Source organism: Nocardia sp. NPDC049149, assembly GCF_043197455.1.
Taxonomy (GTDB): domain Bacteria; phylum Actinomycetota; class Actinomycetes; order Mycobacteriales; family Mycobacteriaceae; genus Nocardia.
Window position 1 is genome coordinate 415,778 of sequence record NZ_JBICTD010000001.1, and the last position, 22,950, is coordinate 438,727.

The 22,950-nt window shown below is 67.8% G+C and carries 21 protein-coding genes and 1 riboswitch; of the genes, 8 read left to right on the plus strand and 13 right to left on the minus strand.

The window, feature by feature from the left end; translation table 11 throughout:
• Positions 1 to 97: 97 nt before the first annotated feature.
• Genes ACGFNJ_RS02085 through ACGFNJ_RS02095 form a run of 3 tightly spaced genes read left to right on the plus strand, consistent with a single transcriptional unit; the run spans position 98 to position 4,812 of the window.
• The gene (locus ACGFNJ_RS02085) at positions 98 to 1,486 is read left to right on the plus strand and encodes a hypothetical protein (protein ID WP_393442401.1); all 1,389 of its coding nucleotides are present in this window, start codon (positions 98 to 100) and stop codon (positions 1,484 to 1,486) included.
• Complete coding sequence (locus tag ACGFNJ_RS02090; protein ID WP_393442403.1) at positions 1,483 to 2,457, plus strand: glutamate ABC transporter substrate-binding protein; 975 nt, start codon at positions 1,483 to 1,485, stop codon at positions 2,455 to 2,457. Before ACGFNJ_RS02085 ends, ACGFNJ_RS02090 begins: the two co-directional genes overlap by 4 nt.
• A gap of 6 nt (positions 2,458 to 2,463) precedes the next feature.
• Positions 2,464 to 4,812, plus strand: a complete 2,349-nt coding sequence (locus ACGFNJ_RS02095) for a serine/threonine-protein kinase PknG (RefSeq protein ID WP_393442405.1) — start codon at positions 2,464 to 2,466, stop codon at positions 4,810 to 4,812.
• 281 nt (positions 4,813 to 5,093) lie between these two features.
• Here the strand turns inward: ACGFNJ_RS02095 and ACGFNJ_RS02100 are convergent, their stop codons facing one another.
• A complete protein-coding gene (locus ACGFNJ_RS02100; RefSeq protein WP_393442407.1) occupies positions 5,094 to 6,305 on the minus strand; it encodes an acetate kinase in 1,212 nt (403 codons plus the stop codon).
• A 115-nt stretch (positions 6,306 to 6,420) separates the two neighbouring features.
• Complete coding sequence (gene pta / locus ACGFNJ_RS02105; protein WP_393442409.1) at positions 6,421 to 8,493, minus strand: phosphate acetyltransferase; 2,073 nt, start codon at positions 8,491 to 8,493, stop codon at positions 6,421 to 6,423.
• 168 nt (positions 8,494 to 8,661) lie between these two features.
• Between pta and ACGFNJ_RS02110 the strand changes: the two genes are divergently transcribed.
• Entirely contained in the window at positions 8,662 to 9,168 is a 507-nt protein-coding gene (locus ACGFNJ_RS02110; protein WP_393442411.1) for a nitroreductase family deazaflavin-dependent oxidoreductase, read from the plus strand.
• Between the two features lie 84 nt (positions 9,169 to 9,252).
• On the opposite strand, the gene fgd is transcribed toward ACGFNJ_RS02110, so the two are convergent.
• Positions 9,253 to 10,263 (minus strand): glucose-6-phosphate dehydrogenase (coenzyme-F420), encoded by a 1,011-nt coding sequence (gene fgd, locus ACGFNJ_RS02115; protein ID WP_393442413.1) that lies wholly within the window; start codon positions 10,261 to 10,263, stop codon positions 9,253 to 9,255.
• Positions 10,264 to 10,565: 302 nt separating this feature from the next.
• On the opposite strand from fgd, the gene ACGFNJ_RS02120 reads away from it, so the two are divergent.
• Positions 10,566 to 11,324, plus strand: a complete 759-nt coding sequence (locus tag ACGFNJ_RS02120; protein ID WP_069164823.1) for an HAD-IIA family hydrolase — start codon at positions 10,566 to 10,568, stop codon at positions 11,322 to 11,324.
• Between the two features lie 112 nt (positions 11,325 to 11,436).
• On the opposite strand, the gene ACGFNJ_RS02125 is transcribed toward ACGFNJ_RS02120, so the two are convergent.
• The 8 genes from ACGFNJ_RS02125 to ACGFNJ_RS02160 form a co-directional block, all read right to left on the minus strand.
• Positions 11,437 to 11,853: a Dabb family protein gene (locus ACGFNJ_RS02125; RefSeq protein ID WP_393442415.1), complete on the minus strand. Its 417-nt coding sequence runs from the start codon at positions 11,851 to 11,853 to the stop codon at positions 11,437 to 11,439.
• A gap of 88 nt (positions 11,854 to 11,941) precedes the next feature.
• Positions 11,942 to 13,183 carry an MFS transporter gene (locus tag ACGFNJ_RS02130; protein ID WP_393442417.1) on the minus strand — a complete coding sequence of 414 codons (1,242 nt, stop codon included), beginning with the start codon at positions 13,181 to 13,183 and terminating at the stop codon, positions 11,942 to 11,944.
• A gap of 230 nt (positions 13,184 to 13,413) precedes the next feature.
• Complete coding sequence (locus ACGFNJ_RS02135) at positions 13,414 to 13,866, minus strand: MarR family winged helix-turn-helix transcriptional regulator (protein ID WP_393442419.1); 453 nt, start codon at positions 13,864 to 13,866, stop codon at positions 13,414 to 13,416.
• Positions 13,867 to 13,920: 54 nt separating this feature from the next.
• Positions 13,921 to 14,562, minus strand: a complete 642-nt coding sequence (locus ACGFNJ_RS02140; RefSeq protein ID WP_393442421.1) for a type 1 glutamine amidotransferase family protein — start codon at positions 14,560 to 14,562, stop codon at positions 13,921 to 13,923.
• A gap of 102 nt (positions 14,563 to 14,664) precedes the next feature.
• The gene (locus tag ACGFNJ_RS02145) at positions 14,665 to 15,117 is read right to left on the minus strand and encodes an RpiB/LacA/LacB family sugar-phosphate isomerase (protein ID WP_393442423.1); all 453 of its coding nucleotides are present in this window, start codon (positions 15,115 to 15,117) and stop codon (positions 14,665 to 14,667) included.
• Between the two features lie 90 nt (positions 15,118 to 15,207).
• A complete protein-coding gene (locus ACGFNJ_RS02150; RefSeq protein WP_069167394.1) occupies positions 15,208 to 16,422 on the minus strand; it encodes an O-succinylhomoserine sulfhydrylase in 1,215 nt (404 codons plus the stop codon).
• A 31-nt stretch (positions 16,423 to 16,453) separates the two neighbouring features.
• The gene (locus ACGFNJ_RS02155) at positions 16,454 to 16,870 is read right to left on the minus strand and encodes a rhodanese-like domain-containing protein (protein WP_393442425.1); all 417 of its coding nucleotides are present in this window, start codon (positions 16,868 to 16,870) and stop codon (positions 16,454 to 16,456) included.
• Positions 16,871 to 16,883: 13 nt separating this feature from the next.
• A riboswitch (SAM riboswitch) is annotated at positions 16,884 to 17,000 on the minus strand.
• A 64-nt stretch (positions 17,001 to 17,064) separates the two neighbouring features.
• Positions 17,065 to 17,511: a hypothetical protein gene (locus ACGFNJ_RS02160; RefSeq protein ID WP_393442427.1), complete on the minus strand. Its 447-nt coding sequence runs from the start codon at positions 17,509 to 17,511 to the stop codon at positions 17,065 to 17,067.
• A gap of 350 nt (positions 17,512 to 17,861) precedes the next feature.
• On the opposite strand from ACGFNJ_RS02160, the gene ACGFNJ_RS02165 reads away from it, so the two are divergent.
• Positions 17,862 to 19,250 carry an FAD-dependent oxidoreductase gene (locus tag ACGFNJ_RS02165; protein ID WP_393442429.1) on the plus strand — a complete coding sequence of 463 codons (1,389 nt, stop codon included), beginning with the start codon at positions 17,862 to 17,864 and terminating at the stop codon, positions 19,248 to 19,250.
• A gap of 49 nt (positions 19,251 to 19,299) precedes the next feature.
• On the plus strand, positions 19,300 to 20,172 hold the full coding sequence (locus ACGFNJ_RS02170) for an amidohydrolase family protein (RefSeq protein ID WP_393442431.1): 873 nt from the start codon (positions 19,300 to 19,302) through the stop codon (positions 20,170 to 20,172).
• 12 nt (positions 20,173 to 20,184) lie between these two features.
• On the opposite strand, the gene ACGFNJ_RS02175 is transcribed toward ACGFNJ_RS02170, so the two are convergent.
• Positions 20,185 to 20,667 (minus strand): DUF456 domain-containing protein, encoded by a 483-nt coding sequence (locus ACGFNJ_RS02175; protein WP_393442433.1) that lies wholly within the window; start codon positions 20,665 to 20,667, stop codon positions 20,185 to 20,187.
• Between the two features lie 167 nt (positions 20,668 to 20,834).
• Between ACGFNJ_RS02175 and ACGFNJ_RS02180 the strand changes: the two genes are divergently transcribed.
• Positions 20,835 to 21,932, plus strand: coding sequence for a CaiB/BaiF CoA transferase family protein (locus ACGFNJ_RS02180; RefSeq protein ID WP_393442435.1), 1,098 nt, complete (start codon positions 20,835 to 20,837; stop codon positions 21,930 to 21,932).
• 60 nt (positions 21,933 to 21,992) lie between these two features.
• On the opposite strand, the gene ACGFNJ_RS02185 is transcribed toward ACGFNJ_RS02180, so the two are convergent.
• On the minus strand, positions 21,993 to 22,817 hold the full coding sequence (locus ACGFNJ_RS02185; protein ID WP_393442437.1) for an SDR family NAD(P)-dependent oxidoreductase: 825 nt from the start codon (positions 22,815 to 22,817) through the stop codon (positions 21,993 to 21,995).
• Between the last annotated feature and the right edge of the window lie 133 nt (positions 22,818 to 22,950).

Here is a 22,950-nt window from a genome sequence, read left to right on the forward strand (position 1 = left end):
CCACAATAAACTCCGCGACAACTGACACAGAGCGATCGGCTATCCGGTCGATCCCGTCGAGAAATCGGCGAATGCGGCCCAGACTGGGGAGGTGGATATGGCTCGGACCGAGCAGACGACGGCACTGCTTCAGCCGTCAGTGACCGCCGAGCCAGGCGCCAGGGACAGCCCTGCCGTCCTGCGCAGCACGGTCCTCCGTGAACAACTCGACCCGACCCGGTTGCGTCTGTTCGCCAAGTCCTCGCCTGGACGGTTGATCGCGATCGGGCTATTGCTCATCGGGCTGTGCGTGGCCGCCGGGTGGGTGACCGCCGCGACAGTGGGCGAGCGGCAGCAAGCACTGGACGTGCTCCTCGACGACACGGAACCGGACGCGTATTCGGCGCATCGGCTCTACACGTCGCTGTCCATCGCCGACGCGGCGGCGAGCACCGCGTTCATCGCGGGCGGGCTGGAGCCGCAGTCGGTTCGTGATCGCTACAGCCAGGCGATCGGCGAGGCCGCCGCGGAATTGGTCGCCCAGTCCGGGCGCGCCGCCGGACCGTCCGTCGTTCGCGTCGACGACGCGGATACCCAGTTACGCACCGGAATTGCCACCAGCCTGCCCGTGTACACGGGGGTAGTGGAGACCGCGCGGACGAACAATCGCAGCGGGTATCCGGTCGGCGCCGCGTATCTCAGCGAAGCGTCGAACCAGATGCAGACCACGGTGCTGCCGATGGCCGAAGAGCTGCAGAACCGGCGCTCGGCGGCGGTGACCGACGCACAGCGCAACCACGTCCGGCCGCCGTGGACCGCCATCGTGCTGTTGCTCGTCGCCGCGGCGGCGCTGGTGTGGGGCCAGATCGATCTGGCGAAGCGGTGGCGGCGGATGTTCAATCCCGGGCTGCTGCTGGCCTCCGGCGCAGTGCTGATCCTGCTGGCGTGGACGGTGCTCGCCGGGTCGGTGTCGGCGGCGTCGATGATCCACGGCCGCGACGACGGCGCGGTGCCTGCCTCGCGGCTGACCGAGAGCCGGATCCTGGCGCAGCAGGCGCGCTCGGCGGAGACGCTGAAGCTGGTGAGCAGGGACGCGACCGGCGACTACGACCGGACCTTCGACGCGAACATCACCCGCCTCGCCGAATTGCTCGGCGGCTACCCGAGTTCCGCGCCCGCCGCCGCGGATGTGCGCAATGCTATTCCGGTGCTCGGCCGTTGGCGGGCAGCTCATCAGCGGATGAACGGCACGCTGGCGCGCGGTGACTACAACGGCGCGGCGGCGGTGGCGACCGGCCCCGGCGCCGCGGATGCGACCGCCCAGGTGGACGCGCTGGACAAGGCATTGGAGCAAGGCATCAACAAGACACGGGACACGTTGCGCGACAACATCTCCCGGGCAGCAAGGGCGCTCGACTTCATGGCCCCCGGCGCACTGGTGCTCGGCATCATCGCGGCGGGCTGCGTCGGCATCGGGCTCTGGCCTCGGCTTCGGGAGTACCGGTGAGACCGGGGCGCGCCGTCGTCGCCGTCGCGATCGCCGCGGTGGCGCTGGTCGGCGGCTGTACCAGCGAGGCGCCGTCCGGGCTGCCGACCAAGACGGTCAAGTACACCGATCCCCCGCTGCCTGCCAAAGCTGTTCCGGTGTTGACGGATTCGCCGATCCCGACGCCGGCCGGACAGCAGTGCGGCGACCCGACGGCCAGCCTGCGCCCGGCAGGCGCCGGGATCCGCGGGCCCGCGATCGATGCGATCCGCGCCCGCGGACGACTGGTGGTCGGCTTGGACGCGGGCAGCAACCTCTTCAGTTTCCGCGATCCGATCAGCGGCACCATCGTCGGTTTCGACGCCGACATCGCCAGGGAGATCGCCCGCGACCTGCTCGGCAGCCCGGACCTGATCGAATGGCGCAGCCTCGGCTCGGCCGACCGGGAGAACGCGCTGCAGAACCACACCGTCGACATCGTCGCGAAAACCATGACGATCACCTGCGAACGGCGGCAGAAGGTGACCTTCTCCACCGTGTACCTGCGGGCCAATCAACGCGTGCTCGCGATGAAGAACTCCGGCATCGACGGCATCGCCGACCTGGCAGGCAAGCGGGTGTGCATCGTGCGCGGCACCACGTCGCTGGACCACATCCGGCACGACCAACCCGCCGCGACCGTCCTCACCGTGCCGACCTGGGCCGACTGCCTGGTCGTTCTGCAGCAGCGCCAGGTCGACGCGGTCAGCACCGACGACGCCATCCTGGCCGGGCTCGCCGCGCAGGACCCCTACACCCAGGTCGTCGGCGACGGCATCAGCGTCGAGCCGTACGGCATCGGCATCTCCCAGGGCAACGACGACCTCGTGCGCTTCGTGAACGGCACCCTCGACCGTATCCGCAACGACGGCACCTGGAATCGCATCTACCAGCGGTGGCTGTCGGTCCTCGGCCCGTCGCCGGGGCCGCCCGCACCGAATTATCTGGACTGACGGCAGATGAACACAGCTGACGACGATCCGACCCCCGACCAGGACGACACCTCAACGCCGCCGAATGCGCGCGGCAGGCATCCGGCCGCGGCGCACACGGAGCTCGCCAGGGGCTGGCGCGGGCCGAGCGCGACGCCGCCATCGGCCTCGGCGGAAACCGTTGTCGGCGCATGGCGTACCGACTCCGAACCGGATTCCGCGGCGACGATGCGGACCTCGGGTCGCAGCGTGCGCACGGCGCGGTCCCGGCCGACCGTGCGCAAGCTCGGCGGTGGGCTGGTGCCGATCCCGACGGTCACGCCGTCCGATCCGCGCGCCGCCGTGCTGTCCGATCCTGTTGTCTCCGAAGGCAAACGGTTCTGCTGGCGGTGCGGCAATCCGGTCGGACGGTCCAGCGCCACCCGGCCTGCGGTTACTGCGGGTACCTGTGAAACCTGCGGCGCCGCTTATGATTTCCGGCCGTCGCTGCACGAGGGCGATATCGTGTCCGCGCAGTACGAGGTCCAGGGCTGTATCGCGCACGGCGGGCTGGGCTGGATCTACCTGGCGATCGACCGCAATGTCAGCGATCGCTGGGTGGTGCTGAAAGGCCTGCTGCACACCGGCGACGCCGAGGCGCAAGCCGTCGCCGTCGCCGAGCGCCAATTCCTCGCCGAGGTGGCGCATCCCAGCATCGTCAAGATCCACAACTTCGTCGAGCACACCGACGACGACGGTGCGCCGATCGGCTACATCGTCATGGAGTACGTCGGCGGCCGGTCGCTGCGCGACATCCTCAACTCCTACGAGCGGCCGCACCGCATGCCGGTGGCCGAGGCGATCGCCTACCTGCTCGAGATCCTGCCCGCGCTGGACTATCTGCATTCGATCGGGTTGACCTACAACGATCTCAAGCCCGACAACATCATGGTCACCGAAGACCAGGTGAAGCTGATCGACCTCGGCGCCGTCGCCACCATAGAGTCGTACGGAAATCTCTACGGCACCAGAGGATTCCAGGCACCGGAGATCGCGAAGACCGGGCCGACCGTCGCGTCCGACATCTACACCGTCGGACGCACCCTTGCCGTGCTCACCGTCGAGATGCCGATGGAACAGGGACGGTATCTCGACGGCATTCCCGATCCGGCGGACCATCCGGTGCTGGCGCGCTACGAATTCTTCCACCGGCTGCTGCTCTGTGCGACCGACCCGGATCCCGAACGCCGATTCCCCTCCGCCCGCGCCATGTCCGCGCAGCTGTCCGGCGTGCTGCGGGAAATTCTGGCGATGGAGACCGCGACCGAACACCCGCAGCTGTCGACGGTGTTCAGCCCGCCGCGGGCCAGCTTCGGCACCGAGGAACTGATCAGCCAGACCGACGCCTACGCCGACGGTCACGCCCGCAGCAAGCAGCTCATCGCGCGGGATGTGGTTGCGGCGCTGCCCGTCCCGTTGATCGACGCGGCGGACCCGTCCGCGCCACTGGTTGCCTCGACCGTCCACCCCGAGCCTGCGCGGTCGCTGGAGGCGCTGCGGACAGCCCGCGAGCGCGCCGGGGCCGATCCCGACACTCCTTCCGAGACACTGGATCTGGAGATCACGCTGGCCGAGGCGCGAATGCGACTCGACCTCGGCGAGTCGGCCGCGGTGCTGGATCTGCTGACCCGGCTGCCCGAAAACGATTGGCGCGTCAGCTGGTTCCGAGGCTTGGCGCAGCTGCTCGACCTGGAGTACGAGAAGGCGTTCGCCCTCTTCGACGACGTGCTGCAGGTGCTGCCCGGCGAGATCGGCCCCAAACTGGCGCTGGCCGCGACCGCGGAACTCGTACTGCAGAACTGGGATTCGCCGGACCCGGAACAGTGGCGTGACTATGCGGAGAAGTTCTACGCCACCGTGTGGCGCACCGACCGTGCGGTGGTGAGCGCCGCGTTCGGCCTGGCCAGGCAGCTGGCCGCGGCCGAACGGGTGGTCGACGCCGTGCATGCTCTCGACGAAGTACCCGCCGCCTCACGGCATTTCACCACCGCGCGGATGACCGCGGTGCTCCTGCTGCTCACCGCGGCGCCGGTGGCCGACCTCGACGAGTCGACACTGCACGTCACCGCATCCCGAGTCCAGAGCCTCCCGACCGGCGAAAGCAGGGCCGTCCAGATGCGCGTTCTCGTGCTCGGCGCCGCACTGGCCTGGCTGCAAGCGGGCAACACCCCGAAACGCCCCGACGCCAGCCTGTTCGGCGCACCGTTCACCGAGCGCGAGCTCCGCGCGGGCACCGAGGCTGGCCTGCGCGCCCTGGCCCGCAGCGCCCCCGGACGCAACCACCGCTACGCCCTGGTCGACCTGGCGAACACCATCCGCGCCAAGACCTGGGTCTAGCACCCTCACGAAAACCTCATGATCACTCCGGCATGCTCGCTACCGGATCGAGTTCGCACCGCACCCACCCGGCCACCGCATGCCACCTGCCCAGCCTGCCCTCGGCTGACCCAGGTCCCCGCCACCGGACTGCCCTCCGGCAAGGCATGCGGCGGCCGAACCACGGTCGGTGCGCAGCCGTTCCGGCGGCAGGTCCCGCCCGGTCGGTCTTTCCCCGCCGACCGGGCGCCGCCGCCTCTCCGAGTTTTTTGGCCAGGCCTAGGTGCGGGTTTGCCCGGGGGTCAGGATGATTCGGCTACTACCTGGCGGGCGGCTCTGGCTATTGCGAGTTCCTCGTTTGTTGGTACGACGAGGACCGCTACCTCGGCACCTGGGGGTGAGATGCGGCGGGCGGAGCGGTCTTTCGCGGTGTTGGCGGTTGGGTCGACTTCGATGCCGAAGCGGGACAGGCCTGCCAGGGCGTCGGCGCGGACCTGGGGGCTGTTCTCGCCGACGCCTGCGGTGAAGGTGATGGCGTCGACGCCGCCCAGGTCGATCAGGTAGGCGCCGAGGTAGCGGCGGAGGCGGTGGATGTAGACGTCGTAGGCGAGTCGGGCCGCGGTGTCACCGCTGTCGATAAGGCGCTGCAACTCACGGAAGTCGTTGACGCCGGACAGGCCCTTGATGCCGGAGTCGCGGTTCAGCAGGGTGTCGACCTGGTCGATGTCCAGGTGCGCGGAGCGCATCAGATGCGCGACGATGCCGGGATCGATGTCACCGGACCTGGTGCCCATCACCAGACCCTCCAACGGGGTCAGGCCCATCGTGGTGTCGACCGCGTTGCCGCCGCGGATCGCGGAGGCCGAGGCGCCGTTACCCAGGTGGAAGACAATCTGATTCAGGTCCGCCGGGTCGCGGCCGAGCAGCTCGGCGACCTGGCCTGCGACGTACTCGTGTGAGGTGCCGTGGAAGCCGTACTTCCGAATACCGTGCGCGGCAGCTACTTTCGCGTCGATGGCGTAGGTCTTGGCGGCGTCGGGCAGGCCGTGGAAGAACGCGGTGTCGAACACGGCGACCTGCGGTACGTCCGGCAGCAAGGCCCGCGCGCTCTCGATGCCTGCCACGTTCGCCGGATTGTGCAGCGGGGCAAGCGAAGACAGGTCCGAGATGGCGGCGACCACGTCGTCGTCGATGAGCGTCGGCCAGTAGAAGACCTCGCCGCCGTGCACCACCCGGTGCCCGACTGCGTGCACGCCCGCTTGGGCAAGGTCGTGCCCGGTGTCGGCGAACATCTGGAAGACCAGCCGCAGCCCAGCGGTGTGATCGGCGATCCGGCCACGATGCTCGGTGGTTTTCCCGTCGGCGTGATGCTCGATCCCGCCGTCGTCCTCACCGATCCGCTCGACGATGCCGGACGCGGTCACCACGCCCGATTCCGGGTCGAGGAGTTGGTATTTGATCGACGAGGAGCCGGAATTGATCACCAGCACCTGGTCGTCGGACGCCGCAGTCATCATGCCTCCCGTGTCCCGCGGATCGCCGTCGTCCGGCGATCCCGCACTCTCTCAGCAACCACGGCCGCGCGGCCGCTGTTCCAGCCGGAATGCCGCTGTGTCGCGAAAGACACCGTCAATCGCCTTGCGCCTGGATCGCGGTGATCGCCACCGTGTTGACGATGTCGGCGACCAGCGCACCCCGGGACAGATCGTTGACCGGCTTGCGCAGTCCCTGCAGCACCGGCCCGATGGCAATCGCACCCGCGCTGCGCTGCACCGCCTTGTAGGTGTTGTTGCCGGTATTGAGGTCGGGAAACACGAAAACCGTTGCCCGGCCCGCCACCTCGGAATCGGGCAGCTTGGTGGTTGCCACGGTCGGCTCGATCGCCGCGTCGTACTGGATCGGGCCCTCCACCGGCAGTTCCGGCGCACGCTCGCGCACCAGCTTGGTCGCCACCCGCACCTTGTCCACGTCGGCGCCGCTGCCGGATTCGCCGGTCGAATAGGACAGCATCGCGATCCGCGGCTCGATGCCGAACCGGGACGCCGTGGCCGCCGAGGAGATCGCGATATCGGCCAGCTGCTCCGAGGTCGGATCCGGGACCACCGCGCAGTCGCCGTAGGCGAGCACCCGGTCCGCCAGGCACATGAGGAACACGCTCGACACGGTGGACACGCCAGGCACCGTTTTGATGATCTCGAACGACGGCCGGATGGTGTGCGCGGTGGTGTGCGCGGCACCGGACACCATGCCGTCGGCGATGCCCTTGTAGACCATCATGGTGCCGAAATACGAGATGTCGGACATGGTTTCGCGGGCCCGCTCGACGGTCATGCCCTTGTGCTTGCGGAGTTCGGTGTACTCCTTGGCGAAGTCGTCCAGGTAGCCGGACGTGCGCGGATCGAGCACCTGCGCGGCCGAGATGTCGACGCCGAGTTCGGCGGCGCGGGCCCGCACGGCCGACTCGTCACCGAGGATGACCAGGTCGGCGATCTTGCGCTGCAGCACCCGTCCCGCCGCGCGCAGGATCCGGTCGTCGTCGCCCTCGGGCAGCACGATGCACTTGCGGTCGGCCCTGGCGCGCTCGATGAGCTGATACTCGAACATCTGCGGCGTCACCACCGAGGTGAGCGGAACCTCGATGCGCCGCAACAACTCCGCGGCGTCGACATGCTCCTCCATCAGCGCGAGGGCGGTGTCGACCTTGCGTGGGCTGCCCGCCGACATCCGGCCCCTGGTGCGGTAGGCGGCGCTCGCGGCGTCGTAGGTGCCGAGCTCGGTGGTGAGGATCGGCAGCTTCGGCTTCAACCCGGTCATCAGCCTGGCCACCGCGGGATGCGGCAGCATGCCACCGTTCATGATGACGCCCGACAGCGACGGAAAGCCCTCCGCCTCATGGGCGTTCACGACACCGAGCAGCACGTCGGATCGGTCACCCGGCGCGATCACCACGACGCCGTCGACCAGGCGTTCCAGGATGTGTTCGACCGTCATGCCGCCGACCATGATCTTCAGCGCCTCGCGCTGCAGCAATTCCTGTTCGCCGCTGTACATTTCGCCGTCGATGGCGCCGCACAGTTCGGCCATCGTCGGCGCGATCAGCAACGGCACCTCGGGCAGTGTCCAGCACGGGACGTCGAATCCGCTCAGCGCGGAACGGATCTCGTCGAGCGCGGCCGGGTCGCAGCGGTTGGCGATGGTCGCGACCAACTGTGCGTGCTCGAGGGCGAGCTCGCTGGCACACAGCTCGGCGAGATGCTTCACCTCGGTGGGGGTGCGGCCGGAGCCGCGCACGACGAGCAGCACCGGTGCCCCGAGGTTCACCGCGATCCTGGCGTTGAAGCGCAGTTCGCTCGGGCTGGCCACATCGGTGTAGTCGCTGCCGACGATCACCACCGCGTCAGACACCTTCGCGACCTCGTGAAAGCGCATCACGATCTCGCTGATCGCGGCATCCGGGTCGGCGTGCACCTGCTCATAGGTGACGCCGGTGGCCTGCGCGTAGTCGATGTCGGCGGTGCTGTGCTCGAGCAACAGTTCGAGGATGTAGTCGGGTTCGGTGGTCGACCGGGTGATCGGGCGGAACACACCCACCCGCGCGGTGGTCGCGCACAACATCTGCAGCACCCCGAGTGCCACCGTCGACTTCCCGGTGTCCCCCTCCGGCGAGGCGATGTACACGGTGGATGAAGCGTGATCGGCCATGGTTCAGAGCTTAGTGAACAACCGGCAATCAGGACGCCCCCGCGAGACCGTCGTCACCCACGGTCGTCCGTTTGCGGCACCATGATCGGCTCACTCGGCATCGCTGCACCCGGCGACCGGGGTTCGCACGGGTCTCCGGCAGCACCGATCGCCGATATAGTCCCGGACATGGCTCAGCAGTTTCCGACCCGGCAATGGGGTTCACGCACGACCGCAGTTTCCCGCGTCGCGAACAAGTTCGCCGCGACCAAGCCCGGCTCCTGGCTGATCCGCAAGCTCACCCCGCTGGATCGCGCGGTGCTGGAGCGCACCGACGCCAAATACACCGTGCTCGGCCCGATCGGCGCGCCGCTGATCCTGTTGACCACCATCGGGCGCAAGTCCGGCCAACCGCGCACCCAGCCGCTGCTGCACGTGCACGACGGCGACGTGCTGTACGTCATCGGCAGCAACTTCGGTCAGGAACACCACCCGGCCTGGACCGCCAACCTGCTGGCCAACCCCGCCGCGACCGTCACCATCGCAGGCCAGCGGCTCCCGGTCGACGCCACCCTGGTCGAGCCCGCCGACAAGGACGCCGTCTTCGCCCGGTTCGTCGACATCACCGGCGCCTACGCCGCCTACCGCGACCGCACCACCCGCGACCTCCGCATCTTCGCCCTCCGCCGGGTCTAGTCAGCACAAATACCGACGCCGCACCGCCGAAAGGCAGTGCGGCGTCGGTGTTTCGGCCACATATCGGTGCGGCTGCACCCGATGTCAGGCGAGGGCGCGCAGGCGGGGGCCGAGGTCGCGCTGGAAGAGGTCGAGGAAGCGGCGCTGGTCATGGCCGGGGGCGTGGAAGACCAGGTGGTTGAGGCCCGCGTCGAGGTAAGGCTTGATCTGGTCGACGGCCTGGTCGGGGTCGCTGGCGACGATCCAGCGCTTGGCGATCTGCTCGATCGGCAGCGCGTCGGCGGCGGCTTCCATCTCGATCGGGTCGGTGATGCTGTGCTTCTGCTCGGCGGTCAGGCTCAGCGGGGCCCAGAAGCGGGTGTTCTCCAGTGCCAGTTCGGGATCGGTGTCGTAGGAGATCTTGATCTCGATCATCCGGTCGATGTCGTCGACGGTGCGGCCCGCCTTCGCGGCGCCCTCCGCGACGGCGGGCATCAGCTTCTCGGTATAGAGGTCCATGCCCTTGCCCGAGGTGCAGATGAAGCCATCACCCGTGCGGCCCGCGTAGCGCGCGACCAGCGGTCCGCCCGCGGCAACATAGATCGGGATGCCGCCCTTGGGCACGTCGTAGATGGAGGCGCCGACGGTGCGGTAGTACTGCCCGTCGAAGTCGACGCGGTCGCCGGTCCACAGGGCGCGCATCAGGTCGACCGCCTCCCGCAGGCGCGCGAAACGCTCCTTGAATTCCGGCCATTCGCCGGTGTAGCCGGTGGCGATCTCGTTGAGCGCCTCACCGGTGCCGACACCGAGCATGACCCGGTCCGGGTACAGACAGCCCATGGTCGCGAACGCCTGGGCGATCACCGCGGGGTTGTAGCGGAAGGTGGGGGTGAGCACCGAGGTGCCGAGCTGGATCCGCTTGGTGCGTTCGCCGACCGCGGCCATCCAGGCCAGTGAGAACGGCGCGTGCCCGCCCTTGTGCCGCCACGGCTGGAAGTGATCGCTCACGGTCGCGCTGTCGAGGCCGTGTTCCTCGGCGAGCACCGCGATTTCCACCAGTTCACGCGGTCCGAACTGTTCCGCCGACGCCTTGTATCCGAGCTTGAGGTCACCCATGTGCGCCACTCCTGTCGCTTCGCTGCACACCTGTGCGGGCGGTCCCGCACACCGTTTGTCCGCCGCGGACACGCCGCGGTCCCGTCTCGCTACAACCGCCGCCGGTGCGCGGACGTTCCCGCGCCGCGGCGATCGCATGAGCTCTGTCCGCGCGCGTCACACGGCCGTCTCCGACCATAGTCAGCGCGGCTCCGCGGTGTGCGAAGGGTCGCATCGCGTCGGTCTCACCCCACGGACCCTGCCGGATAGCGGACAATTGTCTGGTGACCGAAGCTGAACCGATCCTGTCCTATCTCACCGACATGGACGGGGTGCTGGTCCACGAGGACCACCTGGTGCCCGGCGCCGACGAGTTCCTCGCCGAGCTGCGCGCCAACGCGACCCCGTTCCTGGTGCTGACCAACAACTCGATCCGCACCCCGCGTGACCTGCAGGCCAGGCTGCGCCACACCGGCCTGGACATTCCGGAAGAGGCGATCTGGACCTCGGCGCTGGCCACCGCCACCTTCCTGAACGAGCAGCGGCCCAACGGAACCGCGTATGTGGTCGGCGAATCCGGCCTGACCACCGCACTGCACGAGATCGGCTACGTGCTCACCGACAGCGAACCCGACTACGTGGTGCTCGGCGAGACCCGCAACTACTCCTTCGAGGCGATCACCACCGCGATCCGCCTGATCGAGCGCGGCGCGAGCTTCATCGCGACCAACCCCGACCCGACCGGCCCGTCCCGCGACGGATCGCTGCCTGCCACCGGTTCGGTGGCCGCGTTGATCACCCGCGCCACCGGGCGCGACCCGTACTACGTCGGCAAACCCAACCCGCTGATGATGCGGTCGGCGCTGCGGCGGATCGGCGCGCACTCGCAGTCGACGGTGATGATCGGCGACCGGATGGACACCGATGTCATCTCCGGGTTGGAGGCCGGGATGCGCACGATCCTGGTCACCACAGGCATCTCCACCCGCTCGTCGGTCGAGGCGTATCCCTACCGCCCGACGATGGTGCTCGACTCCGTCGCCGATCTCGTCGGCCGCACCAAAGCGCCTTTCGCCGACTGATTTTCGAGCACCTGCTGTCGGCTCACCCGGTGCGCGAGGCCTGGATCGGCGGGTGCGCGCAACGCACGAACCCCCTGTCGAGCAAGTCGACAGGGGGTTGCGGGGTTCGGGTTTACTTGCCGTGCGAGCCGGGGGCGGCGCTTCCGCTGTATTCGTCGAGATCCGAGACCAGCTTGGTCAGTTCCGGGTCGCTGTCGTAGCGGCGCTGGTGCAGTTCGGCGATCTTCTCGCCCATCTGCGGGTCCAGGTCGTCGGTGATGTCGAAGGAGGCGAACTTCTCGACCAGGGGCAGCCCGACGCGGTCGGTGTTGCGGTGGGCCGGGTGGGTCAGGTACTCCCAGTAGCCTGCCAGGTCTTCGATGACGAAGACTGCGCCCCACTGGTATTCACCGCCGAAGTCGGGACCGACGACGAAGGACTGCACCGACGGGATGACCCGTCCCTGGTTGCGCAGGCTTTCGAGGGCTTCTTCGATCGCCTCGGGGGTGGCGTCGGCGCGGAGGGTGAAGCGGTTGCCGTGGTAGATCATGTCTTTCATCCTTTGCAGTGGCGCCGCGGGTTCGCGGACTCGGTGGGTTGTTGCGAAATTCGTTGACTTGCTGGGTCTTCGGGGATCGCTAGATCTTGCGGAGCAGCGGCAGGGCGACGATCGCGCCGACGACCAAGGCGAGGCCGGACCAGCCGAACGCACCGCCGATGCCGGTGAGGTGGATGAGCGGCTGGACGACCAGCGGAGAGAGGAACTGGCCGAGGAAGATTCCGGTGACCAGCCCGCTGAGGATCCGGCCACGGAGGGCGGCGGGGGCGAGGTCGCTCAATCGCAGGTTCAGATTGGGCACGGCGAGGCCGACGCCGAAGCCGCCGACGAGCAGTCCGGCCACCACTTGCGCCACCGTGCTCGCGGTGCCGACCAGGATCCACCCGCCGCCGAGCAGTGCGATGCTCGCTGCGGTGAGGACGGCAGGGGCCCACCTGGCCCGCAGCGACGGGAAGGCAAGTGCGCCACCGACACTGCTCAGCGTTGTCGCGGCGATCACCGCGCCGACCACCGCCGGACCGGTGCCCAATTGCGCAAGCAGGAACGGCAATTGGGTCGGCGCCATGTAGAAGGCAAGTGTCACAAGGAAAGCGAGCAGGTAGAGCCCGGCGATCGGCCCGAAGATCGCAGGCCGCGCCCCGCCGTCGTCGGCGACAACCGGTCCCGATGCATCGCCTCGCGGTCGCTCCCGCAGGGCGAGCAACGCGAACGGCACGATGACGGCCGAGGCGGCGTAGATCCAGAACGGCGATTTCCAGTTCGAGGCGGCCAGCAAGCCGGCCAGCGGCAGGAACACGACACCGCCGATGCTGGCGAAAGCCTGTTGCAGCCCGAGGAACGACGCCCGTTTCGGTCCGTCGAACCAGTCGGTGATGGTGGCGCTGACCGCGGTCATGATGCCGCCGACCGCAACGCCGAGCAGCGCTCTGGTCACCAGCAACACACCGAGGGCGTCGACGAAGTACCCGGCGACTCCGGCCAGGGCGTACAGCACGAGACTGGCTGTCAGCAGCGGTTTGCGGCCGATCCGGTCGGCGATCATCCCGGCGAACGGTGCGCTGATGCCGATGGCCAGCGAGGTGATGGTCAATACCAGGCGCACCAGCACGTCGGCCCCCGCCACATCCGCGAACACCTCGCGCATGGCGGGCAGGCTCGGTGCGATGACGGCGGGGGCCATGATGGTCAGCATCGCGGCCGCCAGCACTGTGCCGCGGGCAACGCGGGTCGGCGTCGCCGACTCCTGCGCCACCGCCTTCTCTAGTGCCGCGCTCATGGTGTCCTCCTCGGTGTCCTGCGACCCGTGGTCGCTTGCTGACATCGAGATTTCCATCAACGCACCGGCATTCGCGTCGGCGATTTTCACCTATATGCACGGTGGCATCGACGGTAGGTACGTACACCGTCGGCGACTGACGTGGCCTGCGGCTGTAGGCCGCGGCGCATCGACCGATCAGCTCGCAGTGCCTCGGCCGATCAGCTCGCAGCGGCTCGGCCGATCAGCTCGCAGCGGCTCGGTCGATCGGCTTGCGCGTCAACCGATCAGAGCGCTCACTCCTCTTCCACACCGATCGCGTCCAAGGCGGTCGACAGGCGGGTGAGCAGGTCGACGGTGGCCGCGAGCTGGTCGTAGCCGAGTTCGGCGACCAGGCGCTTGGCGACGACCGCGTGCTGCGGGTTGATGCGGCGCACCGCTTCGATGCCCGTGTCGGTGGCGGCGACGAGCTTGGCTCTGCGGTGCGCGGGGTTGGGACGGTATTCGGCAAGTCCCTTGTCCACCAGCAGATCCGCGATGCGTTGCACGCTCTGCCTGGTGATGCCCATCTCCCTGGCGATGCCTGCGACCGGGAGCGGCGCGCGCAACACCGCGCCGAGCACCTGCCACCAGGCGGCGGTGAGGCCCGCCGGGCGCGCCAGTTCCTCGGCGATGGCGAGGAACTGGCCGTTCAACCGGAACGATGTGATCGCGGCCGTGGCGAAAAGCTCCTGTTCAGTCCTGTCCACACGTCACCTCCTGGCGATCCGGCCGCACGAGCCGGATCGCCACCTCGTTGTTCGTCATCCGACCTGAGCCGAGCGCTGCTCCTCGTACTGTTCGAGCACCATCCAGCCTGCCGGATCGGAATGCCCGTACAGCCGGTACCACCCGTCGAGCACATGCGGCTCGTAGACGCCGAGCCTGCCGAGCGCCTCGCGCGCGAACTCGAACGGCGACGTGCCGCCCGCGGTGACCAGATCACCGTCGGTCACCGCGGCCTCATCCACATAGTTGTCGGCGCCCGCATATCCGCTGTACAGCAAGAACTCTCGAACGTTGCTGGTGTGCTTGCGCGTGTCGAGCAGGCCCTCCCTGGCCAGCCCGAGTGTCGCACCGCAGATCGCCGCGACCGGAACGCCCGCCGCGAGGAATTCGCGCGCCTTCCGCGCGAACGGCACGAGTTCGTCGGTGTCCCAGGAGTCCGCGCCGGCGAGGATCAGCATCGCACTGTCGGCCGGATCGAGATCGGCCACCGCCAGTTCCGGCGTGACCCGCATGCCGCCGAGCGTGGTGATCGGATCCGTGCTCAGCCCAACCGTTTTCGTCTGCCAGGTGCCCGGCTCCCGCTGCCAGGTGGTCCGGTTGATGTGCGCCGTGGTGGCGCCGATCTCCCAGTCGGAGAAGGTGTTGTAGACGGCAACGTGAACTGTTTTCTTGGTCATGACAGTATTCTGTCATATTTGACAGCATGCTGTCAATGATGCGGGCAGCATCGATCCCCGCACCGGACATGCAGGGACTACTCGGCCGTGATCGGCAGCGGTTCAGGTCAAGGGCCAGCGTTCGATGGCGGCGAGGTGTTCGACGTTGGCGCGATCGTCGGCGTCCTCGCTCGGCGCACCGGCGAACCAGGCGTCGAGAATCTCCCGAAGTTCGGCCTGCGAGGTCGAACGCAGGCTCAGCGCAAGCACATTCGCGTCGTTCCAGGTGCGGGCGCCTGACGCGGTCGAGGCATCTGCGCAGAGTGCGGCTCGCACACCGTGCACCTTGTTCGCGGCAATCGACGCGCCGGTCCCGGTCCAGCAGCACACGATCGCCTGCTCGGCCCGCCCCTCGGCGACATCCCGCGCCGCCGCCTCGCTCGCCCAGGCCCAATCGTCGCGCTCGGCCTCCGACAGCGCCCCGTGCAGGATCGTGTCGTGCCCGCGCCGACCGAGCTCGGCAACCAGCTCGCCTGCCACCCCGGCGTACTCGTCCGCCGCCACCGAAATCCGCATACGCCCAGCGTAATGCGGCTTCGATCCGAGTGGTGGCCGCTTCGCGCCCGACCCGGTCCCGCACAGGCGGTGACCGAGCCGGCGCGAACGTCAGCTCAGAGCGTGTTCGAGGTCGGCGAGGAGGTCTTCGACATCCTCCAGGCCGACGGAAATCCGCACGACACCGTCGGTCAGCCCGATAGTGGCACGCCCTTCGGGGCCCATGGCCCGGTGCGTGGTGGTGGCAGGGTGGGTGATCAAGGACTTCGCGTCACCGAGGTTGTTGGAGATGTCGATGACGCGCAGCCGGTTGAGCACCTCGAAAGCCCGCTTCTTCGCCTCGTGCGCAGTCGCATTCAGCTCGAAGGTGACCACGGTGCCGCCTGCACTCATCTGGCTGTTGGCCAGTGCATGCTGCGGATGTGATTCCAGGAAGGGATATCTCACCCAGCTGACGGCCTTGTTGCTCTCCAGGAACCGGGCGATCCGCAAGGCGGACTCGGTCGAATGCCGCACCCGCAGCGGCATGGTCTCCAAGCCCTTGAGCAAGGTCCACGCGTTGAACGGGCTCAGCGCCGGACCGGTATGGCGCATCAGCGTTTTCACCGGTCCGTCGATGTAGTCCTGTGCGCCGAGGATGGCGCCGCCGAGCACTCGGCCCTGACCATCGATGTGCTTGGTGCCGGAGTAGACGACCACATCGGCGCCGAGCTCGAAGCCGCGCTGCAGCAGCGGGGTGGCAAAGACGTTGTCCAGCACCACCTTCGCGCCCGCCGCATGCGCGAGCTCGGTGACCCGGCGCACATCGACGAGCGTCTGCATCGGGTTGGCGGGCGTCTCGAAGAACACCGCCTGAGTGGGCACCGACAGCGCCTGCTCCCACTGGTCCAGGTCCTCGCCGTCGACGAAGACGGTCTCGATGCCCCAGCGCGGCAGGATCTCGTTGCACACCACGAAGCAGGACCCGAACAGGCTGCGCGCGGCCACCAGTCGGTCGCCTGCACCGAGCAACGCGCCCAAAGCGGTGAACACCGCGGACATTCCGCTCGCGGTGGCGAAACACGCCTCGGCGCCGTCGAGCAGCCGCATCCGCTCCTCGAACATGGCGACCGTCGGATTGCCGTACCTGGAGTAGACGAAATGCTCGACGTCACCGGTGAACGCCGCCTCGGCGGCCTCCGCGCTCTCGTAGACGAAGCCGGAGGTCAGATACAGCGCCTCGGAGGTTTCCTCGAAACCGGAGCGCCGCAACCCGCCGCGCACGCCGAGCGTGCCGGGGCCGACGCCCTCGGGCAGCGGCTTGTCGAACGCACCACCGGTGATCATGACCGCCTCCCGGCAGCGTGACAGCACCCACTCATGACTGCCGCCACGGCAATCCGAGGGCACGCCAGCCGGAGCCGCCGCGATGCCCGTTCTCGTCGAGCGGACCCTCGAAGCCCTCGAGCACGTTGTAGGACGTGCCGAAGCCCGCGTTGGTCGAGGCGATCGCCGCGCCGATGGAGCGCTGGCCCGACCGACAGAGGAAGATCACCGGTGCCTCGGGGTTGTGCCCCTCCAGCTCCTTGACCAGCTCTTCGGTGAACTCGCTGTTGCGGGTGCCGGTGGCGTCGACCCATTCGATCAGCACGGTCTCCCGCTCGATCGAACTGGTGTCTGGCACGCCGACGAACTTCCACTCGGCGGCAGTACGCACGTCGACCAGAATGGCTTCCGGATTGTCCCGCAACAGGTCCCAGGCCTGCTGTGGGGTGATGTCACCGGCATAACTCATGTGGACCTCCTAGAATCCGCACTTGCCGCGCTCAGGTTTGACGCACGGCCAGGTCGTCACCCGGAGCACCCCACCGCGGAGGAGGGTTGCCGACCAGTATTGCCGGGGCTTGTCACTGGTTCTCATGACCTTCGATTGAGATTGCCTGGACAGGGGTCAACCTGTCAAACGGCTGTTCAAGAGGTGAGAAACGGTTACGTGCAGACCAGCCATTTGTTGCCGGATCGGGTCAGATTCCAGGTCGCGGTCTGCTCGACGCCGTCGACTTTGGTCGTCACGGTCGCCTTAGCCCGGTCGCCATCGACCATCGGATCGACGAGTTGCGTGATTTCCACGGTCTTTCCGCGCCCGGATCGTCCGGCCAGCGGCGACCGCTCCGGCACGAAGCCCTGGCAGCCCGTGCCTGGTGGGGGCACTGCCTCGGTTTGGTTGGAGCCCTCGACGAAGCCACGCACCGCTGCGGCGATCCGGTCGGATTCTGTGACATTTTTCTCAGCGGGCGAGAGCACCCCGCCGAGGATGATCGCGCCGAGCACGAGCACCGCGACAACGGCCGCCGCGACGAACGGCGCGACCGACCGTTTGTCGGTCTGATCGACCACGATGACCTCGTCGTCCGCGGGCGGTTGCTGATCGCTCATAACGACGATGATCCCTGGTCGGCCCGGTTATCCGCCGACCACCCCCACACGATGCGGCGGCCTGCGCCGATGCCGGCGACACCGCGAGGTGATTCGGGCACGCGCAGTGGGTAACCGGGACGGAACGGGCAGTGCGGCATCCACTCAGTTCACGCACCGCCCGGGGCCGCACTCGCCACCACCGATAGAATCGCGGGACTGCGGCCTGCTGTCATAGCCGCGGCAGGAGTGGCCACGAGCCGACGACTCCGGTGTCCGCATCGACAGGTGCAACCAGCCAGCGCGTAACTTAGCCTAGGCTAAGGAAGACGCCGTAATTGTTCTCGACCAATAAAGGGTGCGCGTAAAAGATGACCGAACAGAGTGCAGGTTCCCGCCCGCTCCGCATCGCCATCGTTGGCGCCGGACCGGCCGGTATCTACGCCGCAGACGCCCTGATGAAGTCCGATGCCGAGGTGAGCATCGACCTCTTCGAGCGGATGCCCGCGCCGTTCGGGCTGATTCGCTACGGCGTCGCACCGGACCACCCGCGCATCAAGGGCATCATCACCGCCCTGCACAAGGTCCTCGACAAGCCGCAGGTCCGCCTGCTCGGCAACATCGACTACGGCACCGACATCACCCTCGACGACCTGCGCAGCTTCTACGACGCGGTCATCTTCTCCACCGGAGCCAACGCCGACCGCGCACTGGACATCCCCGGCATCGGGCTCGACGGTTCCTACGGCGCCGCCGATTTCGTGTCCTGGTACGACGGGCACCCGGACGTGCCGCGCACCTGGCCGCTGGACGCGGAGAAGGTCGCCGTGCTCGGCGTCGGCAACGTCGCCCTCGATGTGGCGCGCGTGCTGGCCAAGACCGGTGACGAGCTGCTGCCCACCGAGATCCCGCCGAACGTCTACTCCGGCCTCAAGGCCAACAAGGCCGTCGAGGTGCACGTGTTCGGCCGCCGCGGCCCGGCGCAAGCCAAGTTCACGCCGCTGGAGCTGCGCGAACTGGACCACTCGCCGACCATCGAGGTCATCGTCGATCCCGAGGACATCGACTACGACGAAGGCTCCGAGGCGGCGCGGCGCCACTCCAAGCAGGTCGACATGATCGCGAACACCCTGGAGCAGTGGGCGATTCGCGACGTCGGCAACCGCCCGCACAAGCTGTTCCTGCACTTCTTCGAGTCGCCCTCGGAAATCCTCGGCGAAGACGGCAAGGTCGTCGGCCTGCGCACCGAGCGCACCCAGCTCGACGGCACCGGCAACGTCAAGGGCACCGGCACCTTCAAGGAATGGGACGTGCAGGCGATCTATCGCGCCGTCGGCTACCTGTCGCAGAACCTGACCAACCTGCCGTTCGACGATCAGGCGGGCACCGTGCCGAACGAGGCGGGGCGCGTCATCGCCGACGAGAACGCCGACGGCGCCGACCGCTACATCCCGGCCACCTACGTCACCGGCTGGATCAAGCGCGGCCCGGTCGGCCTCATCGGCCACACCAAGGGCGACGCCAACGAGACGGTGGCCTGCCTGCTCGACGACAGCAAGAACTTCACCCCGGCCGAACGGCCCGAGCTCGACGCCGTCACCGAGTTCCTGGAGAGCAAGGGCATTCCGTTCACCACCTGGCAGGGCTGGTACCGGCTCGACGCGCACGAGCGTGCCCTCGGTGAGCCCGAAGGACGTGAACGCGTCAAGGTGGTCGAACGCGAAGACATGCTCAGGGCCAGCGAACCGCACAAGGTCTAGCCGGAGGTCCGTCACAGCAAAAACTCCGGTACTGAGGCATTCTGTACAGGTGTTCGACGCCCATGTCCACATCTTCGACCCGAGGTTTCCTCTGGTCGAGAACGAGGGCTACCTGCCTGACCTGTTCACCATCGCCGACTATCGAAAGCGCATGTCGCGCTTCGATGTCGGCGGTGGTGCCGTGGTCAGCGGGTCTTTTCAGGGCACCGATCAGGCATATCTGAAGGCGGCCCTCGCCGAGCTCGGCGCCGGGTGGGTCGGGGTGACCAGGCTCGATCTCGATGCCACCGATGCGGAGATCATCGAGCTCGACCGCATCGGCGTGCGCGGCCTGCGCTTCAACCTCAAGCGAGCCGCCGCCGACATCACCGGGATGACCTTGCAGGCGTTGCGCGCCCATGAGCTCGTCGGCTGGCATGTCGAGGTCTATATCGACGGCCAGATGCTCGCGTCGCTGCAGCCGGTGATCTCCAAGCTGCCCGCCTTCTCCATCGATCACCTCGGCATGTCCGAGGAGGGCCTGCCCTATCTGCTGGATCTGGTCGACCGCGGCGCCAAGGTCAAGGCGACAGGTTTCGGCAGGGTCGCCCTCGATGTCGCGGAAACGCTGCGCCGCATCCACACGGTCAACCCCGAGGCCCTCATGTTCGGCACCGACTTGCCAGGCACCCGCGCGGGCCGGCCCTTCGAGGACGCCGACGTCAATCTGATCTGCGACGTCGTCGGCACCGACATGTTCGCCGTTCTGGAAGACAACGCCCGCGCCTTCTACCGACTCCCGGCCCGGATCCGCGAAGCCCCCAGCGACCCCATACCGACCCTCCCCCTGCACCGCACCGAACAGCCAACCCTCCCCATCCGCCGCGACGCCGTCTTCGAACTCGAAGCAGCAGACACCCTGCCACTCCCGATCATCGAATAGCGCTGCGCCACTTCAGGCGACGATGGCGCCGATCAGCCAGACGCCGGTGGCGAGGAGGGCGCCGAAGAGTTCGATGAGCATGGACAGGCCGACGCCCTTGAGTGCGTGCACTGTTGCCTGCCAGGCTTGTTGGCCGGTGCGGAGGCGGTGCAGTTCCGAAAGGAACACGCCGAGTACGAATCCGACGAAGAGGCCGACGACCGGGATCACGAAGAAACCGATGATGCCGAGGATCGCGCCGAACACCAAGGCACGGTTGGAGACGCCCGCGTCCTTCATCTTTCGACCGGGCCAGGTGTACTTGATGACGCCGGACAACACGAGCAGGACCGTGCTGATGGCGAACACGGTCCACGCCGTCGCCCCACCAGTCATGAAGGCCCACACCGCGATTGCGCCGAAGATCAGGATGACGCCCGGCAAGATCGGGACGATGATGCCGAGCAGGCCGACCAGGATGACCAGGCCGACGACGATCTCCCCAGCAACACTCATGACTCCACCTCACTGCGCCCGCGCACCGGACGCTTCCGCGATTGTCGCAGGCTTCGCTGCCGGTGCCAGGGGCTGGCGTTATTGTCATACTGTCAATACAACCTCCGGGCCTGCCGGAGGAAGCGCCGGGGCGCCGGTGCTGGATCAACGACGAACCGAGGTAGGGCGTGAGCACTCCATCCACCGCCGTCAAGGGCCCGCTCGCGGGCATCAAGGTCATCGAGCTCGCCGGGATCGGGCCTGGTCCGCACGCCGCATTGCTGCTGGCCGATCTGGGCGCCGACGTGGTGCGGGTGCAGCGCGCCGGGCAACTGCCCGGCGGATTCGACCGGCCGCAGCTGCGCGGGCGGACCATCGTCGAAGCCAATCTGAAGGACCCAGCCGACATCGAGAAGGTGCTCGGTCTGATCGAGAAGGCGGACGTGCTCATCGAGGGCTTCCGCCCCGGCGTCACCGAGCGGATGGGGCTCGGCCCGGATGACGCGCTCGCCCGCAACCCCCGGCTGGTCTACGGGCGGATGACCGGCTGGGGCCAAGAGGGCCCGCTGGCCGACCGCGCAGGCCACGACATCAACTACATCTCGATCACCGGCGTGCTGCACGCCATCGGCCGCAAGGGCGAACGCCCGGTGCCACCGCTGAACATGGTCGGCGACTTCGGTGGCGGCTCGATGTTCCTGGTGTTCGGTCTGCTCGCCGCGCTGGTCGAGCGGCAGACCTCCGGCAAGGGCCAGGTGGTGGACGCGGCTATGGTCGATGGCGCGCTTGCCCTTTCGCACATGATCTGGGGCATGCGCGGGCACGGCGCCTGGTCCGACGAGCGCGGCGTGAACCTGCTCGACACCGGAATGTCGTTCTACGACACCTACGAAACCGCCGACGGCAAGTACATGGCGGTCGGCGCGATCGAGCCGCAGTTCTATGCACAGCTGCTCGCGGGGCTGGAGATCGATCCGGAAGGGTTGCCGTACCAGATCGACCCTGCCGGTCAGGAAACGCTGAAAAAGCTGTTCACCGAACGCTTCCGGTCCAAGACCAGGGACGAGTGGGCCGCGATCTTCGTCGGCACCGACGCCTGCGTTTCCCCCGTCCTCACCTTCGAAGAAGCCACGAAGAACGAACACCTCACGGCCCGTGGCTCGTTGATCGACGTCGACAACATCACCCAGCACGCGCCTGCGCCGCGCTTCTCGCGCACGCCGAACGGCACCCCCACCCCGCCGCCGACCGTGGCGACGCCGATCGAATCCGTTTGGGCGAACTGACTTCTCACCTGGATCGCAGGCCCCCGGCAGCCGCCGGGGGCCTGCGTCGTTTCGGGTGGATCACGCGGTGACCCGGTCCGCGCTGATCGGCCGACCGCCGTCGGCCACCCCGCGGGTGACCAGCTTGGCAATTCTGGCGACCAGCGTGCGCGGGCGACGCGGCATCAGATGTGCGGCAGCGAAGTTCGCCCGCCCAGGCACGATGTAGCCCTTGTTGCGCTCCAGTGCGCGCAACGCGGCCCCGACGACGTCCGCGGCGGTGCCCAACCGGCCGCCGATGGCGGCATCACGGGTACCGACGACGTCGAAGAACGCGGTCTCGGTCGGGCCTGGGCAGACGGCAAGGACTTTGATGCCACGTCCGTGGTACTCACTCCACAGCGCGAGACTGAAGTTCAGCACGAACGCCTTTCCGGACGCGTAGGTCGCGAAGTACGGCGCGGGCTGCAGCGCGGCGGTCGAGGCGACGTTGACGATCTCGCCGCTGCCGCGCGCGAGCATCCCGGGGATCAGGCGACGGGTGAGCCCGGACAGCGCAACGACATTGACCATCAGTTGCTCCTGCTCGCGATCGGCGTCCAGGTCTTCGAAGCGGCCCGCGCTGCCGAAGCCTGCGTTGTTGATCAGGATGTCCACCGAAAGCTCGCGCGCAGCAAGCTCGTTCGCCACCCGGGCGGCGGCGTCGGGCGCGGTGAGGTCTTGGCCGATCACCTCGACTCGGCCGCCGTGGCGCTGGCGAAGTTGCGCCGCAAGGGCTTCCAGTCGCGGCAGCGAGCGGGCGACGAGGACGAGGTCGTCGCCGCGAGCGGCGAGCGCGGCGGCGAACTCCGCGCCGATGCCCGACGATGCGCCGGTGACGAGGGCGGTCTTACCTGAGCGGGTCATATCTAACTCCTCGAGTGTGCGTGCAACATTAGAGTAGCTTTTTTTCTAGTAATTGCAACATAATTGTTGCAGTTAATGTAGAAACCGCAGCTCACATGTACTATCTCGGAGAGAAACCAGCGAACAGGAGTCC